Consider the following 15,824-nt stretch of genomic DNA (forward strand, 5'->3'; position numbering starts at 1 on the left):
CGGTCCCGGGTAATGTGCGTCGTGATTAGAGATTTATGGCGAGAGGAACGAATGTCCCGGTTCCCTGCCAACGACCCTCAGGTGTGCCTTTGTAGTTACCCACCGAGATGTACGAGGACGCGTGCTTGGGCTGAGTTTGCGCTGGGGCTTTTTGCACTTGTTGCACACTAACCTTTGGCGCTGGCGGGGCAACGGGAACGTCCACTATTGAAGGAGCAGGCGAATTGAATGGCGTGTCGTGAGTGCCTTCGTACGACGCTGCGTTGGAGTTTGTCCGGCTAGGGCTGGGACTAACCGGATTCTGGGTGCGGATCTCCGCGCCTCTTGGCACAGGCCAAAGTTCTGCCGGTCTATATTCCTGGCCCGGTTCCAACGGCTGTTGGCGGAAATCCCTGTTCGGATCTGCTGGCTCGCCGCCACTCTGAGTGCTGTTCCTCCGACTCCCACCCGGCTGATCTTTCGGCGTCTTGTTGCCCCATTTGCTCTTGGCTTTACCCCCCAGGAAGGCCAGCCCGGCAACGGCGCTCAGAGCGTAACCGATGGCCGTCAGTTCCTCGTTTTCCAGGAGTACACCCGCCGCCGAGGTCCCCACGGCAGCTATGGCGACGCCTGTCAGCGCTACGCCCATGGCGAACTTGAGGGTCAATAGGGGGGCGGCCAGCAGTGGCAGGGCGATAGTCATCACGCCCACTGCTGCGATGACTGCCCCAAGCACAGGCAGCCAGTCCATCCAGCTTTTCTTCTTGGTCGGCTGTTCCGGTGGATCGATGTAATCCGGGTCCCAGTCCCGCGCCTGTCCGGTGCTGTGCCCGCTGGGGTCGCGGAAGCGCACCGGGTTGCCCAGGCAATACATGTAGGGGTTGAGCCCGCCTTCGCCGAACGGGCTGAGGGAATCCGGGCTGTGGAAGCGCATCAGCGCCGGGTTGTAGGCGCGGTAGCCGCGGCCCAGCAGGTACCAGCCGGTGCCCGCTTCGCGCAGTTCGCCGTTGAACGCCAGCAGGCATTCCAGGCGCTGTTCCTCGGCCTGTTCGCCATAGGCGCTGTATACCGCCTCGCGCACGCCGGCGGCGAGGCTTTCGCCGATCACGCTGGGGCTGGCGTCGGTGAGCAGGAGCATGGTGCGCTCATGGTCGTTCAGCTCCTGCTGGCCGAGGGGCTGGCCGGCGTGGCTGAAGTAGTGCACCTGCACGCCGTCGCGCAGGGTGTAGCTGACCTCGAAGTCCTTGTAGAAGCGCAGGGTTTCCGGCTCGTCGCCATTGCGCACGCCCACCAGGTGCTGGTGGCCGTCGTAGCGATAGGCGGCGGTGGTGCGGCTGCCGTCGGCGCTGGTCACTTTCAGCAGGCGGCCCTGGCTGTCGTACTCCAGGCCCTGGCCCTGTTCGTCGTTGAGCTGGTTGCCGTCCGCGTCGTAGTTGAAGGCCTGGCTCTCGGGGTAGCCGCCTTCGGTATAGGAGTGCTCCACCAGGGTCAGCTGGCAGCTGTCGTCGTCGGCATAGGTGTACTTGGCGAGATCTCCATCGCCATTGGCGAAGGTAGTCTGGCAGCGCGTGATGTTGTTCAGCGTATCGAGGCGGAACATTTGCGCGGTGATAGCGTTGCCATAGCGATCGGTGGGCAGGCGCTCGCCGGAGCAGTGGTATTCCGTGAGGCGGCCGCGCACGTCATAGGTGAACTCCTCGAACAACAGGCTGCGCCCGCTCATTTCCAGGTGGCGGCTGCACAACTGGTCGTCGTCGCGCCAGACGTGGGTCAGGGTACGTGGCGGGCCGTCGTTGAGGGTCAGGGTGCGCAGATGGATGCGGTCGAGGCTGTCGTACTGGTTCTCGCTGACCAGCTTGTCGCCGCTGCCCAGGTCGGTGGTGGTGGTGAGGTGCTGGCGGCCATCGGCGTCGTATTCGAACCTGGCCTGCAGCTGGCCCTGGGTCATGCATTCGAGGCGGCCGAGGTCGTCGTAGATGTAGTGGGTCTCCAGGCCGTTTTCGACGCGCAGCGTGGCCATGCCGAGCAGCGAGCACTCGTGGCGGGTTTCGTGGGTGCTGCCGTCGGCATCGATCCAGGTTTCCTTTTCCAGGTGGCCGAGGTCGGTGTAGATGTATTCGCGGGCACCGGCGCCGTTGCTGGCGCTGTCGATGCCGCCGTTCTTCTTGTCGTAGTTGAAGGTCGAGGTGCTGTCGGGCGCGACGATCTGCTTTGGCTGGTCGCCGAGGTCGGCTTCGTAGAAGTACTCGATGACATTCTTCGCCGGCGTGGTGCGCTTGCTCACCCGGGTCTGCTGGCCTTCGTACTGGTAGCCCTCGACCCGCGGCCCGACGGTGAGGCTGGTGAGCCGTTGCAGGCCGTCGAAGGTGCGCTCGCCCACCAGCAGCTCGGTCTCCGGGTCGCCGCCGGGGGTGACCTTGATGGCGGTGGCCAGGTCGCCCGTGCTGTGGGCGGCAAAGGTGCGGGCCACCAGGGTGTTGTCGGGCAGGCGGGTGCTCTCGACACGACCGCGGATGTCGTAGGTGTAGTGGGTGGTCCGGGTTTCCTCGGCGAGCTCCTGGTCTTCCTGGACACAGCGGCCCTGGCCGTCGTAGGTGAACACCTGGCGGCCGACCACGTTCTTCCCGTCCCGGCGCTCGATCCAGTCGGGCTTGTCGAAGCGGTTGAACTGGGTAATGGTCATCTGGCTGATGCCGGGCTCCTGCGCCGCGCTTTCCCGCCAGCTTGTGCGCAGGTCGCCGCCCTCGCCGAAGGGTGTGAACTCGGTGACCTGGGCGACCCCGTCCGGCCCGGTGACGCGGCATTGCTCGCCCCAGTCATCGTACTGGTAGGTGGTGGTCCGGGTGATTTCCCGCGTGTCGATCCAGTCATGGCGGCTCTCTTCGCTCAGTTGCCCCATGCCGTCGTAGACCGCGCTGTAGATCCTGCGCCATTCGCTACCTTGCCTGCATTCGGTGAGCACCAGGTGGCCGACGCCGTCGTAGTGGTTCCTGGTCTGCACGCCCTTGACCGTGGTCAGGGTCTGGGTGGCGTGCTGGCCATCGGCGGCAACCAGCTGCTGCTCGACGGTACTGCTGGCGACGAAGTCGGTGTCCGGTGCCACGGTCTGCTGCACCAGGCGGCGCAGGCTGTCGTACTTGAAGACCATCTGTACCCCGTTCTCATCCTCGCCCTGCAGCGGCTCGCCGTGGACCAGCGACTGTTCCTGGACCATGGTCCGGCTCACGCCGTCAAAGCCGGTGAAGGTCTCCTCGCAGTGCAGGGTGTCCTGGTCGAGCAGCTTGTTGCGTGCTTTCTCGTAGCGGAAGTCGGTGGTCGAGCAGGTACCGTTGAAGGTGCTCACCGATTGCAACTGGCGACCGTGCAGGTACGGATTGTCCGGTGTCGAGTAACGCTTGTGCAGGTTGTGCTGCACCAGGGTTTCCTTGTCGCCGCGCTCCTCGTAGAGGAATTCCTCGCACATGCCCAGCATCTCCGGCAACGGTGCGCCGTCCAGGGGCGGCAGGGCCTCGTAGCGGTAGCGGTTGATGACCACGGGGGCATCGCCGCGGGCATCGGCTGGCGGGGTGACCCTGGTTTCCTTGACGTAATGGACGAAGCCATTGGGGTCCGCCGGGCAGCCGTCCTCGCCGTCCTTGTCGTAGTAGGTGGTGCGCTTGGTGACGCCGTTGGCCTTGATCTCCAGCACGATGTTGCCGTGATCGTCGAATTCGGTGGTGGCCGTTTCGCTGCGAGCCTTGGTCGAGTCGTTGGCCATTTCCCAGCGGTTTTCCACGGTATGGGGCGCCTGGAAATTAGTCGGTTGCTGCTCGAACGGCACGTCCTTGGCGTGGTAGGTATTGATGGTTTTCTTGACGCACTGGCCCTGGGTGATCACCTCGTCGGTGAGCAGGTGGAAGCGGTTGTAGACGCGCTTCACGGTGCGCAGCTCCTTGCCGTCGAGCATGTGCTTGGCGGTGCTGTCGTACACGTAGGTGTGGGTGACCTTGTACAGCTGGTCGAGGCCGTCGTCGGTCCAGTCGACGTTGGCGCCATTGCCGAGGAAGTTTTCCACCGAGTACACGTACCGGGTTTCCAGGGCCGCCTTGCCGCTGCCGGGGCTGACCAGGTGGCGGGTGATCCGCGGCAGATTCGGCGGCGGCTCCTTGCCCGGGAACTGGTGTCCCTCGTCGCGGTACTCGATGGTCTCGTGGGCGCCTTGCGGGGTCTTCACCGAGGTGATGCAGGTGCGCCCGCGGATCAGTTCGTAGGCGAAGCGCCAGGACGCCTGCTCTTCCACCGGCAGGATGATTTCCATCACCCGGCGCTCGGTGAGCTTCATCACGTAGCGGGTCAGCGGCTTGTCGTCGAAGGGCGGCAGCAGCAGCTTGACTTCGTGGTCGCTGCGCGAAATGCGCAGCAGGTCACCTTGGGCATCGCCGATGCTAGCCAGGCGCTGCCCGCCGTTGAACGATTCCCAGGTCAGCTCGATGCTGTGCCCGGTGGGGGTGTAGATGCGGTGGGGCACTGCAATGCGCTGGTCCTCGATGCCGCCGGCCTTGAGCACCTCCACCAGGCCACTGCGGTGGACGATGCGCCAGGTGTCGTTGCCGTCGTCGAAGAAGCGGAAGCTATCGATCTTCTTTTCCTTGATCGGCGGTTCGCCGCCGTCGGTGCCGGTGACCTTGAACGATTCGCCGGTGTACAGCGAGAGCATCCGGTTGGGAATGCGGAACTGGCTCAGCCTCAGGGTCCAGCCGATGCCGTAGCCGCTGTCGTCGGGGTTGAGCTGGCTGAAGTCGAGCCTGATCGGCAGGTCGGGGCCGTTCAGGGCGTTGGCCCGCAGCTCGGGCAGCTCGATGGACATCGTGTACTGGCCCGTGCGCGGGTCGACGCTGCCCTTGACCGGATAGTTGAACGCGTTGGAGCTGACGTTGCTGTTGGTGGTCATGTCCAGGACCCTCCTGAAGGTGGATAGACAAGCGGGCGGGCGTTGGCCCCGGCCTGGCTCAGGGCGGCGGCAGGCGGTAGAGGGTGCCGCAGCGGTATTGGGTCTCGGAGTTCTCGTCGTGGCCGTGGCGGCGCCCGATCAGGACCTTGTTGATGTCGCACTCGAACATATGGTTTTTTTCCGGTACCTCCGCGCTCCAGGTGTCAGGACGCACCTCCAGACGGTCGTTGCCAATCCAGGCCTCGGCGCAGGTGTAGCGGGTTTTGCCGGTCTCGCTACCATCATGTTCGCGGCCGGTCATCACGGTATTTACCGGGCAGACGTAGTAGCTGTCGTTCTCGTCCTGCCCCTCGTCCTCGCGGTGATTCTTCAGGGTCACGCCCTCGGACGCCTGGCTGGCGGTGGCGCAGCGGTAGTCCGTTTTCTTCTCTTCGTCCCCGATATGGGCGCGACCGATCATGATGAAGTCGCCTCCGCAATGAAACTTCGAGTCTTCTTCACTCCCTGCCCCCTGCCAGGCACGGGGTGCGGTGCCGATGGGCGCGACTGCCATGGGCCTGGTACTGCGTGAGTTGATCACGCGGATGCACGACAGCTTGTCCAGGGCATTGATGCTGTCGCCGTTGATGTACTTGTCCACCAGCTGTATGCCAACGGCGAGAATCTCGCCATTGGCGTGGGTGTACGGGAAGGCCATGGTGAATGCTTCGGGCTGGGTGACTTTCTTTATGGTCTTCAACTTGAACCAGAAACTGTTCTTTGCCGGTTCCGACGACGTCTGGCAGGTTTCGCTGTCGGTGAAGATGATCTGCGTTGCCGACGGCAGGTTGTAGAAACCGATTTCCCGGGCTTTGTTGTTGAGGGACTTGCATGGCGACAAGTCGGCCGAGAACTCCCACTGGCGGTCCAGGCCGCTGCCGGTGGGGCCGACCGGGATGTTGCAGTGGCGGTTGCTATTGTCGCGCACGCTGACATGGCCCTGGGTATCGTCATTGAGCGGGACGGGCGTCTGGGCGAAGACGGGCGCGACGAGGCCGAGCAACAGACTGCCGATGAGTGTGATGTTCATGGTGACCTGGCCTTTTTGGTTGGCACTCGGGAGCGGTGGAAAGTGCGTCAGGGATCAATACAGCGTGGAGCAGAGATACTCGGTCGGCTTCGTTTCATCGCCTTCGTGCCATCGGCCAGTCATGACCTGGTTGTCCGCGCATTCGACTTCACCGTGGTACTCCTCGTCCTCCACGCGGATCCATTTCACGTTGTGCACGACGCTCATCTGGTTGCCCCAGTAGTCAATGGGCTTTCCGCAGTAATACCAGGTGTAGCCATTTTCATCCTTTGAGTGGCCGCGGCCGACCATGACTTCGTCATCCGGGCAGACAAACCTTCTGCCGTGGTGTTCGGGGATCTTGGTGGATTGATGAATTTCCGTGATCTTTATGTCCTGGTACTGGAAGACCTTGCCGCAACGATACTTGGTGGGGAAGTCTTCGGCGTCCCAGTGGTGTCGCCCGATCAGAACCTCGTCGTTCTTGCACGTGAAGTCGTGGGCAGCTTCATCCACCTCCGCAGACCAAGGCAGCCTGGTTACCGTGGCCGGCGCGCGCGGCTCCCGGGATTCTGGCGGCTGGGCACAGGCGGACAACAGTGAGGCGATCAGCAGGGCGGACAATCCGCCGAACAGCGAGTGATTGGAGAAATGCAGGTTCATGTCGGGCTCCTTGCGGTCCGGTGGTGCGGAGACTGTTGCATTTCAGTAGATACCCGTCCGGAAGGCTTGCCTACTTGGCAGAACTGCTAGGTTGCGCCGGGCAACGGGGGCGGCTGTACTGAGCGGGAACCTCCACCCCGGGGATCGCCGCATGTCCGATGCCTACGCCGAGCTGATCGAGTGGTTGCAGCAGACCTCACGCACCTATGGCTGGGGCGCCCTGCTGGCCTGGGACCGCAGCAAGGTCAACAGCCTGTTGCTGCAGCAGTACATCGCCGCCTTCGACAGTGGCCACTACCTGCCGGCCTTCACCGACCTGATCGTCACCTCGACGCTGACCGCCGAATATATCCACGACTACACCCTGGACTATCCACGGCTGTCCTTCGAGAACGCGACGGTCCTGGACCCCAAGGCACGCCTGCGCATGCAGGTGATCGGCGGCCTGCAACTGTCGCTGCAGCACCTCGGTGGCGACAGTTCGCGGATCTACCAGATCGCGGCGGTGGATGTGCTCGATGGCCGTTCGCTGTACATGAACCTGGCGCTGATGCAGACCCCCGGCAGCACGGGTTCGGCGGGCAAGGTGGTGCTCAACCTGGTGAAGGGCGGCGACTTCGAGCTGACCTTCGCCCGCAGCGAGCAGGAGCGCTGGCTGGGCGGCGACTATTTTCGCCAGCAGTTCGAGTCGCTCCACGACGACCAGAAGATCCTCGTCCTTGGCGAGCTGGGCGCCCCCGACGGGCAGGTACTGGAACCGGCGAGTTTCTATATCAGTACCCATGGCAAGGCCGGTGAGCCGGAGCAGGGTGCGGTGCTGTTCTTCATCAGGATGGCGGACGACGAGAATGGCGGCCTGCCGCCCACCGACGGCGACCTGCGCTACCTGCTGGAGGGCGGTTACTCCTGCGCGATGCTGCTGGGGCGGGATTACCTGATGCGACGGTTGTTCATTCCCGCCTGCAAGCGCTTTGTCGGTAATGGCCGGCCCTTTTCCGCGGCCTCGAACGAGAACGAGCCGGAAGGGCCGACCCATTACCTGCGCGCCGCCAAAGGCGCTCTGCAACACTTCTCCTTTTTGCAAGGCTCGGCGTTTTTCAGCGAAGTGTCCCTCTACAGGGTCGAGTTGCCGCTGAAGGCCGCTGAATGCAGTTTCGAACTGAGTTTCTCGAGCCTGAACATCTATTTGAACTGGCGCGGTATTCATCATGCGGCTGCTTACCTGACGACCCGTGACGGCAAAAGCACGATTGCTGATGCGCGAATCCGGTTCGAGTTCAAGCGCAAGCTGCTTGTCGAACTGGGCAGGAACGAAGGGCGGGTATCGTTCCGGCAGGAGCACGTCGGTACCTTGAACGACTGCCATTTCAGTATCACCAGCGACGCTGGCATTCCCGGCGCCATGAACAAGTTCCGCGAAGAGATCAGCGGCACCCTGGAGCAGAAGCTCATTGGGGAGGTCGACGCTGGGTTCAAGTCCCTCCTTGGCACACTGGTGGAAATCGACCTCGACCAGATGATCGGCCTGCTGTTCCACCGGCGTGAAGACCTGCGGTTCGAGAAAGCCGGATTCACCCGTGACCTGGTGCTGTTCGGCCATATGCAGCCGTTCTCGCAGAGCTTTCACGTGCGACCGATGGAACGGGTCATGGGGCCGGCCGAGAGCCAGCTGTTCATCACCTGGCCGACACGCATGCCGAGTTGGAGTGTGGAAGGTCTTTCCGGCCAGGGCGGCCCGGTTGGCAGCATCAATGGCTTCGGGTTCTATACCGCGCCCGCAGCGGATCAGTTGCCGAGGGGAGGCCTGCGGGTGAAGGTCACGGCCACCTTCGACGGCTACGCCAGCAGTGCCCTGGTCACGGTGTTGCCGGGCGATATCACGGTCAACCCGCTGGTGATGGTACACACCGCCGGCGCGCTCGACGACGGTCGGGAAATGAGCGCGGGTACCCGCGGTGGCGGGCAGTTGATCTGGGAGATGAGCCTGAACTCCGGCGGGCGCATCGAGCCCAGCAGCGAGCCGGACGGCGACCACACCTACTTCCCCGGCCCTGTGCAGCCGGACCTGGTCTACTCGATCGATGAAGTGCGGGTGACCAACCTGGCGACCTCGCGGATACAGACGGCTTATGTGCTGCTGTTGCACCAGGCGCTTGTGGTCGTGGTCACGGCACGTCGCGGCACTGGCGACACGGTGCAGTTGCGGGCGTTCCTGCAGGGTGACGAGCACCCCGAGATGGCCCGTGAATGGGCGGTGCTGCTCGGTGGCGGCAGCGTCGACCAGGCTTCCGGGGTGTTCACGCCGGATGATTCGCCGCATCGCTTCGCCATCGTCACCGTGCGGCTGGAAATCGGAGGGAATGTCTGGCTGGACGGTTTCATCCTGCTGCCGCTGCCATTCATCGAACTGCCGGCCTGGGGCGAGCCTCCCGGGGCGCTGCCTGCCCATCGAGGCTGAAAGCGCTCGCCCGGTGACACGACCTTCTGGTTGGCACTCGGGGGCGGCAGCACTGAGCGGGAACTTCCACCAGGAGATCGCCGCATGTCCGATGCCTACGCCGAGCTGATCGAGTGGTTGCAGGAGGCCTCGCGTACCTATGGCTGGGGCGCCCTGCTGGCCTGGGACCGCAGCAAGGTCAACAGCCTGCTGCTGCAGCAGTACATCGCCGCCTTCGACAGCGGCCACTACCTGCCGGCCTTCACCGACCTGATCGTCACCTCGACGCTGACCGCCGAATACATCCACGACTACACCCTGGACTATCCGCGGCTGTCCTTCGAGACCGCGACGGTCCTGGACCCCAAGGCACGCCTGCGCATGCAGGTGATCGGCGGCCTGCAACTGTCGCTGCAGCACCTCGGTGGCGACAGTTCGCGGATCTACCAGATCGCGGCGGTGGATGTGCTCGATGGCCGTTCGCTGTACATGAACCTGGCGCTGATGCAGACCCCCGGCAGCACGGGTTCGGCGGGCAAGGTGGTGCTCAACCTGGTGAAGGGCGGCGAGTTCGAGCTGACCTTCGCCCGCAGCGAGCAGGAGCGCTGGCTGGGCGGTGATTACTTTCGCCAGCAGTTCGAGCTGCTCGACGACGACCAGAAGATCCTCGTCCTTGGCGAGCTGGGCGCCCCCGACGGGCAGGTACTGGAACCGGCGAGTTTCTATATCAGCACCCATGGCAAGGCCGATGAGCCGGAGCAGGGCGCGGTGCTGTTCTTCATCAGGATGAAGGACGACGGGAATGGCGGCCTGCCGCCCACCGACGGCGACCTCCACTACCTGCTGGAAGGCGGTTATTCCTGCGCCATGCTGCTGGGGCGGGATTACCTGATGCGACGGCTGTTCATCCCGGCTTGCGAGCGCTTTGTCGGTTGGCTCGGGTTCTTTGCTGCGGCGCCGAACGAGAACGAGCCGCAAGGGCCGACACATTACCTGCGGGCCGCCGTCGGCTTCTTGCAGATCTACCGCTTTTCGCAAGGCTCGGCATTTTTCAGGGAAGTGTCGCTGCCGACTATCGAGTTGCCGCTGAAGGCCGCCGAATGCAGTTTCCATCTGAGTTTCACCAGCCAGGTCATCCAGTTGCACTGGCGCGGCATTCATCATGAGGATGCCTTCCTGCTGACCCATGACGACAGGAACACCAGTGTCCAGGCGCGAATCCAGTTCGAGGTCAAGCGCAACCTGCGTGTCGACCTCGAGGGCAGCGATGGGCGGTTGTCGTTTCCGCAGGTGCACATCGGCACCTTGAGCGACTGCGAGGTCACGCTCACCAGCGACGGCACCATTCCCGGCGCCATGAACAAGTTCAGGCTGGAGGTCAGCCGCTTCCTGCAGCAAGAGCTCATGGCCCACGTCGAGACCGGGTTCCAGCGCTTCCTGGACACACTGGTGGATATCGACCTCGACCAGCTGACCGGCCTGCTGTTCCACCGACGTGAAGACCTGCGTTTCGAGACAGCCGGATGCCCTCGCGACCTGGTGCTGTTCGGCAAGATGCAGCCGTTCTCGCAGAGCTTCCACGTGCGGCCGATGGAGCTGGTCATGGGGCCTTCCGAGACCCAGTGGTTCAGCACCTGGCCGACACGGGTGCCGAGGTGGAGCGTGGAAAGCCTCTCCGGCCAGGGCGGCCCGGTTGGCAGCATCAATGGCTTCGGGTTCTATACCGCGCCCGAGACGGATCAGTTACCGAGGGGAGGCCTGCGGGTGAAGGTCACGGCCACCTTCGACGACTACGCCAGCAGTGCCCTGGTCACGGTGTTGCCGGGCGATATCACGGTCAACCCGCTGGTGATGGTGCACACCGCCGGCGCGCTCGACGACGGTCGTGAAATGAGCGCGGGTACCCGCGGTGGCGGGCAGTTGATCTGGGAGATGAGCCTGAACTCCGGCGGGCGCATCGAGCCCAGCAGCGAGCCGGACGGCGACCACACCTACTTCCCCGGCCCTGTGCAGCCGGACCTGGTCTACTCGATCGATGAAGTGCGGGTGACCAACCTGGCGACCTCGCGGATACAGACGGCTTATGTGCTGCTGTTGCACCAGGCGCTTGTCGTCGTGGTCACTGCGCGTCGCGCTACTGGCGACACGGTGCAGTTGCGGGCATTCCTGCAGGGTGAGGAGCATCCCGAGATGGCCCGTGAATGGGCGGTGCTGCTCGGTGGCGGCAGCGTTGACCCGGCGTCGGGGGTGTTCACCCCGGATGATTCGCCGCATCGCTTCGCCATCGTCACCGTGCGGCTTGATACCGGATTCAATTTCTGGCTGGACGGATTCATCCTGCTGCCGCTGCCATTCATCGAGCTGCCGGCCTGGGGCGATCCTCCCGGGGCGCGGCCTGCCCATCGCTGGTGAAAGCGCTCGCCCAGGGACCTTTGCAATCAAGCGTAAACCGCTATAGCGGATTGGCAACCTGATAGTTCTGCCAGTACCGCCGTCGCCGTCCGGGGTGTAAAAAAATCCCATCACGTCGCATGCCTTCGCATGCATTCCGGCACGGTTACAGGACCAGACCATGAGCGAGTTCCCGGCGCCTTCCATCCCGCTGATGGACGAACACAACACCATCGACCTGGACGAGGTGGGTGCTGCCCTGCTGACCTGGGTCAAGTATCCGGGCATGGCCCTGGGCGACGTGGTGTTTCCCAACTGGCGGGGCTGCGCAGCGGACCAGCAGGCCCATGACATGGCCGGGTTCCCCATCGAGGTGTCCGAGGACAGCGGCTACGACCCCACCCTGGGTTTGCCGGTACCCATCCCCATGACCGTGCTCGGCAACCTGGACCAGGGCTGGGTCCTGTATTCCTACTCCGCGGCGTTGCAGGGCGGCGCCGAAGGCCCCGAGTCGCTGCGCCAGTTCTGCTATGTCGGCGTGCGTCCGCAGCTGGCGGCGCTGCTGCCGGTGACACAGATGCGCGACTCCCATGACCTCACGCTGGACCCCGACCAGATCATTGGCACCAGCACTGCTGCGGTGGTCCCGCCCTACCAGGCGATGCGTGTGGATGACAAGGTGACCCTGACCTTCGCCGGCTACTTCGACGACGGTGAGCTCGATGAGAAGTGGACCGAGCACAAGATCCTGAAGGTCGCGGATCTTGGCAAGCCGCTGCTGTGGAAGGTGCCCAAGGGGCAGTTGACCTGGATCGAGGACGGTCATGCCGAGGTCGGCTACCGCATCGACTATGCAAGCGAGCAGGGCAGCAGCCAGTCGCCGCTGCAGACCTTCCGCATCCGTGCCGAGGAAACGGCACGCCTGGCCGCACCCTGGGTCGAGGACCACGAGGCCGGTGAAGACCTCGACCCCGGGCATTTTCCCGAGGGCCTGGTGGTGCGTGTCGAGCCCTGGGCAGACATGCGCGACGGCGACCAGCTGCTTCTGCACTGGCTCTCCGAACGCGAGGCAGACAGTGTGGTCAAGGCCTTGCGCATCGATCCGTCGATGGTCGACAGCGGCATCGTCATGCTGCGCATCGAGCCGGAATGGCTGCTGGCCAATGTCGGCAGCGAAGTGCGCCTGCTCTACCAGTACGCCCGTGAAGGCCTGGCCCAGACTGGCGAAGCCCTGCTCCTGAACATCCGCCTGCCGCTGGACCTGCAGCCGCCTGTCGTTGAAGACGCCACCGCCGAAGGCGGCAGCGGCGAGAACAAGGGCGTCCTGCTGGCGGTTGCAGCCTTGCAAGGCATTCATGTCGACGTGCCGGCGACGGTCATGCTGCCGCCGGGTGCGCGCCTGGAAATGCATTGGGACGGCCACCCGGCCGGTGGCAAACATGTCACCAGCACGCCGGTCGGGGGTGACGGACGGCGCTTCCATATCCCGGCCACTGCCATCGCGGCCAATATCGCTGCGGACGACAGCAGGCGTTTCGAGGTGTTCTACCGGGTGCTGCTCGCCGACGAGCCGCCCCTCGATTCCCGACCCTTCAACCTGCGCATCTCACCGGTGGACGAGGGGCGTTATCCCCCCATGCAATGCGTCCAGGCAGGCGGCACTACCTTGTCCCTTGCCCGGGTGCCGGCGGAGGGCGCCGACCTGACGCTGGACTGGTGGTACTTCATGGCCGAGGGGCAGTTGCTGACCCTGGAAGCCAAGGGCGTTACCCCCGGGGCGCAACCGGTCACCCGGGTGGTGCGCAACGCGCAACCGGTGAGCGCGGACGAGTTCGCCGCGCGGAGCATCGACGCGAAGCTGGACAAGGCGTTCCTTGCCTCCCTGTGGATCGACCAGGACTTCCGCCTCACGGCCCGGGTGAGCTACGACGGCGGCGAAAGCCAGATCCTGTTCCCAGATACCAGTCTCAAGCTGACGGCCTGATGGCGGGCACGGTTGCAGTTGTGAAATGCCACACACTGACAGAGGACAAGCACCATGGAATCCAAAGTGCCCACAGAACAGTTCCTGGACTGGCTTCGCGGGAACCCACGGACTGATGGCTGGGACTGCATCGTCGCCTACGACCGGGCCAAGACCAACAGGGTCCTGCGCCAGGAGTACATCGAGCGCTTCGACAGCGGCTCCTACCTGGAGCCGATCTCCGGCACCATCCAGACCTCCAACCTCACCACCGAGATCATCTACGACTACATCCTCGATGCCGGTCGCCTGTCGTTCGAGAACGCCAGCATCGTCTATTCCGAGGCGCGCCTGACCATGCGCATCGTCAGTGGCGCGCAGGTGTCGCTGGAAAAGGGGCCCGGCAGCCTGGTGAAGCAGGTGGCACGGATCACCGCCATCGATGCGCTGGCGGGGCCGTCGCTGCTCATGAACATCAACCTGCTCGAAGTGGAGGGAGAGATCGAGGATACCGGGCGGGTGTGGATGAACCTGCTGAAGGCCTTCGATGTCGAGTTGACCTTTGCCCGCTACGAGGAAGAAAGGGTTGCAGGCGGCGAGTACCTCATCAACTACTTCAAGGGTTTGGATGAGGATAAGCAGATACTGATTCTCAATGAACTGACGCGCGACCGTAACCAGTACATCAGTCCCAAGCAGTTCTACGTCCGCACCCATCCTGCTCCCGGTGGACGGGATCGTGATTCGGCCTTCTATGGTTCGGGCGCCGTGTACCTGTTCATCACTACCGAAGATGGCGACAACGGCAAGACTCCGGTGGAAGACGAGGACATGACCTACCTTCTGCCGGACGACAGCTCGGCCACCATGCTCCTTGGCCACAAGTTCCTCATGGGCAAGATCTTTGCCGATGGCTGCCGGGCGATCGCCGACGCCGGCAGCGAGTTCGACTATGTGCTGGAAGGACCGGAAGGGGACTTCGTCGATCAGCTCAAGGTGCTCGAAGGGACGCGCACCGGCGAGGAGATCAGCAGCCAGGCCGAGTTCTACAACACCCTCCAGGTCTGGCCGGTGTTCCCCCTGGCTTCCGACCAGTCGCAGATGTTCTGCACCTTCAGTGACGATCGCATTCATGTCGAGTGGAAAGGCCATGCAGAGGCGAAGTCGTACATCGAGACCTCGACCGGTGCCAACTCGGACCTGCCGATCGAGGTGTCCTGGCATGTGATCCGCTCGTTCGGGGTGGTCCTCGACCCGGCCAAGGGCACGGTCAGCGTGGTGCCGCTGGACGACACCGATCTGAAGATCCTCAAGGTGGCGCCTGGTGCCAATTCCGATCGGCTGGACATCTCCGAAAAATTCTACCTGGTCGCTGCTGTCCTGGAGCCGCAGTTGATGGCACAGCTGTGGGACACCCTCGCGGTATTCGGCGAGCCGGCCAAGGAGATCGATGTCTTCCGCCTCAACAGCCTGTTGTTCAAGGGCGGCGACGCAGTGGTGATCGACAGCGTGCACCTGCCCGGGGACATGGCGCTGTTCGGCCAGGTGTCGCCGACCCTGACCGAGTTCGCCATCGAGCCGCTGGAGGCGATCACCGGCCCGGGGCGCCAGTTGCCGTTCAAGACGGTGCCACACCGTGACGACGTGGTGTGGGAGGTCGAGGCCGTGCCGGGCTCCACCGGGCCTACCGGCAGCATCAGCGCCGACGGCGTGTACACCTCGCCGCCGCTGGAGGATATCGAAGGCACCTTCACCCGGGTCAAGGTCCGCGCCACCGCCGGCGAGTACCGCCAGACCGCACTGGCCACCGTGGTGACCCGCGACCTCAATCTCAACCCGATTATCCAGATCTGCCCGGCCGGCGATCCGACCGGACGCCCCCTGTCGGCCAACGGCCTGAACGGCAGCGAGCTGAAGTGGACCATCGCCGACCCGAGCAACGGCGCGCGGGTCGAGCCCAGCGACGAGGAGTACGGCGACCATTTGTTCTACCCCGGCCCTCCCGCAGCCATTCCCGGCGTCACCATCGAGGAGGTGGTGGTGGAGAACCTGGACACCAGGACCAAGCAATCGAGCTACGTAGTGGTGGTTCACGGCGAACCCGCCCTGAGACTCGCCTACGAAGAGGTCGGCACAGGCAAGGTGCAGATGAAGGCTTACCTGCAAGGCCAGGAGCCGGTGGGGGTGCCAATCGAGTGGAAGATCCTGCTCGGTTCCGGAAGCATCGACGCCGATGGGGTGCTGACGGTCGATGACAAAGGGCAATACAAGTTCTGCGTGATCATCTGCGATATCAGCTTCGGCGGCATCCTGTTCACGGGCTGGCTGCTGCTGCCCATGCCGCTGGTCAACCTGGACGAAGCGTTGCGCATCCAGCGGATGTGCATCGGCGGCGACACGAGCGAAACCTGAA

Annotated in this window: 7 protein-coding genes; 4 read left to right on the forward strand and 3 right to left on the reverse strand. The window is 63.8% G+C overall.

Translation table 11 applies throughout. The features are described from left to right. Positions 1-25 precede the first annotated feature (25 nt). Genes V0R59_RS01245 through V0R59_RS01255 form a run of 3 tightly spaced genes read right to left on the reverse strand, consistent with a single transcriptional unit; the run spans position 26 to position 6,620 of the window. Complete coding sequence (locus V0R59_RS01245; RefSeq protein ID WP_330074258.1) at positions 26-4,909, reverse strand: RHS repeat domain-containing protein; 4,884 nt, start codon at positions 4,907-4,909, stop codon at positions 26-28. Between the two features lie 58 nt (positions 4,910-4,967). Continuing rightward, entirely contained in the window at positions 4,968-5,978 is a 1,011-nt protein-coding gene (locus tag V0R59_RS01250; RefSeq protein WP_330074259.1) for a hypothetical protein, read from the reverse strand. Between the two features lie 54 nt (positions 5,979-6,032). Next, on the reverse strand, positions 6,033-6,620 hold the full coding sequence (locus tag V0R59_RS01255) for a hypothetical protein (protein WP_330074260.1): 588 nt from the start codon (positions 6,618-6,620) through the stop codon (positions 6,033-6,035). Positions 6,621-6,771: 151 nt separating this feature from the next. On the opposite strand from V0R59_RS01255, the gene V0R59_RS01260 reads away from it, so the two are divergent. The 4 genes from V0R59_RS01260 to V0R59_RS01275 all read left to right on the forward strand — a co-directional run bounded on the left by V0R59_RS01260 (position 6,772) and on the right by V0R59_RS01275 (position 15,823). Beyond that, positions 6,772-9,078, forward strand: a complete 2,307-nt coding sequence (locus V0R59_RS01260) for a hypothetical protein (RefSeq protein WP_330074261.1) — start codon at positions 6,772-6,774, stop codon at positions 9,076-9,078. A gap of 84 nt (positions 9,079-9,162) precedes the next feature. After that, the gene (locus V0R59_RS01265; RefSeq protein ID WP_330074262.1) at positions 9,163-11,469 is read left to right on the forward strand and encodes a hypothetical protein; all 2,307 of its coding nucleotides are present in this window, start codon (positions 9,163-9,165) and stop codon (positions 11,467-11,469) included. 160 nt (positions 11,470-11,629) lie between these two features. After that, positions 11,630-13,432 carry a hypothetical protein gene (locus V0R59_RS01270; protein WP_330074263.1) on the forward strand — a complete coding sequence of 601 codons (1,803 nt, stop codon included), beginning with the start codon at positions 11,630-11,632 and terminating at the stop codon, positions 13,430-13,432. 54 nt (positions 13,433-13,486) lie between these two features. Continuing rightward, positions 13,487-15,823, forward strand: coding sequence for a hypothetical protein (locus V0R59_RS01275; protein ID WP_330074264.1), 2,337 nt, complete (start codon positions 13,487-13,489; stop codon positions 15,821-15,823). Position 15,824: the final 1 nt, after the last annotated feature.

The organism is Pseudomonas ulcerans, from assembly GCF_036324125.1.
In the GTDB taxonomy this organism is placed as follows: Bacteria; Pseudomonadota; Gammaproteobacteria; order Pseudomonadales; family Pseudomonadaceae; genus Aquipseudomonas; species Aquipseudomonas ulcerans.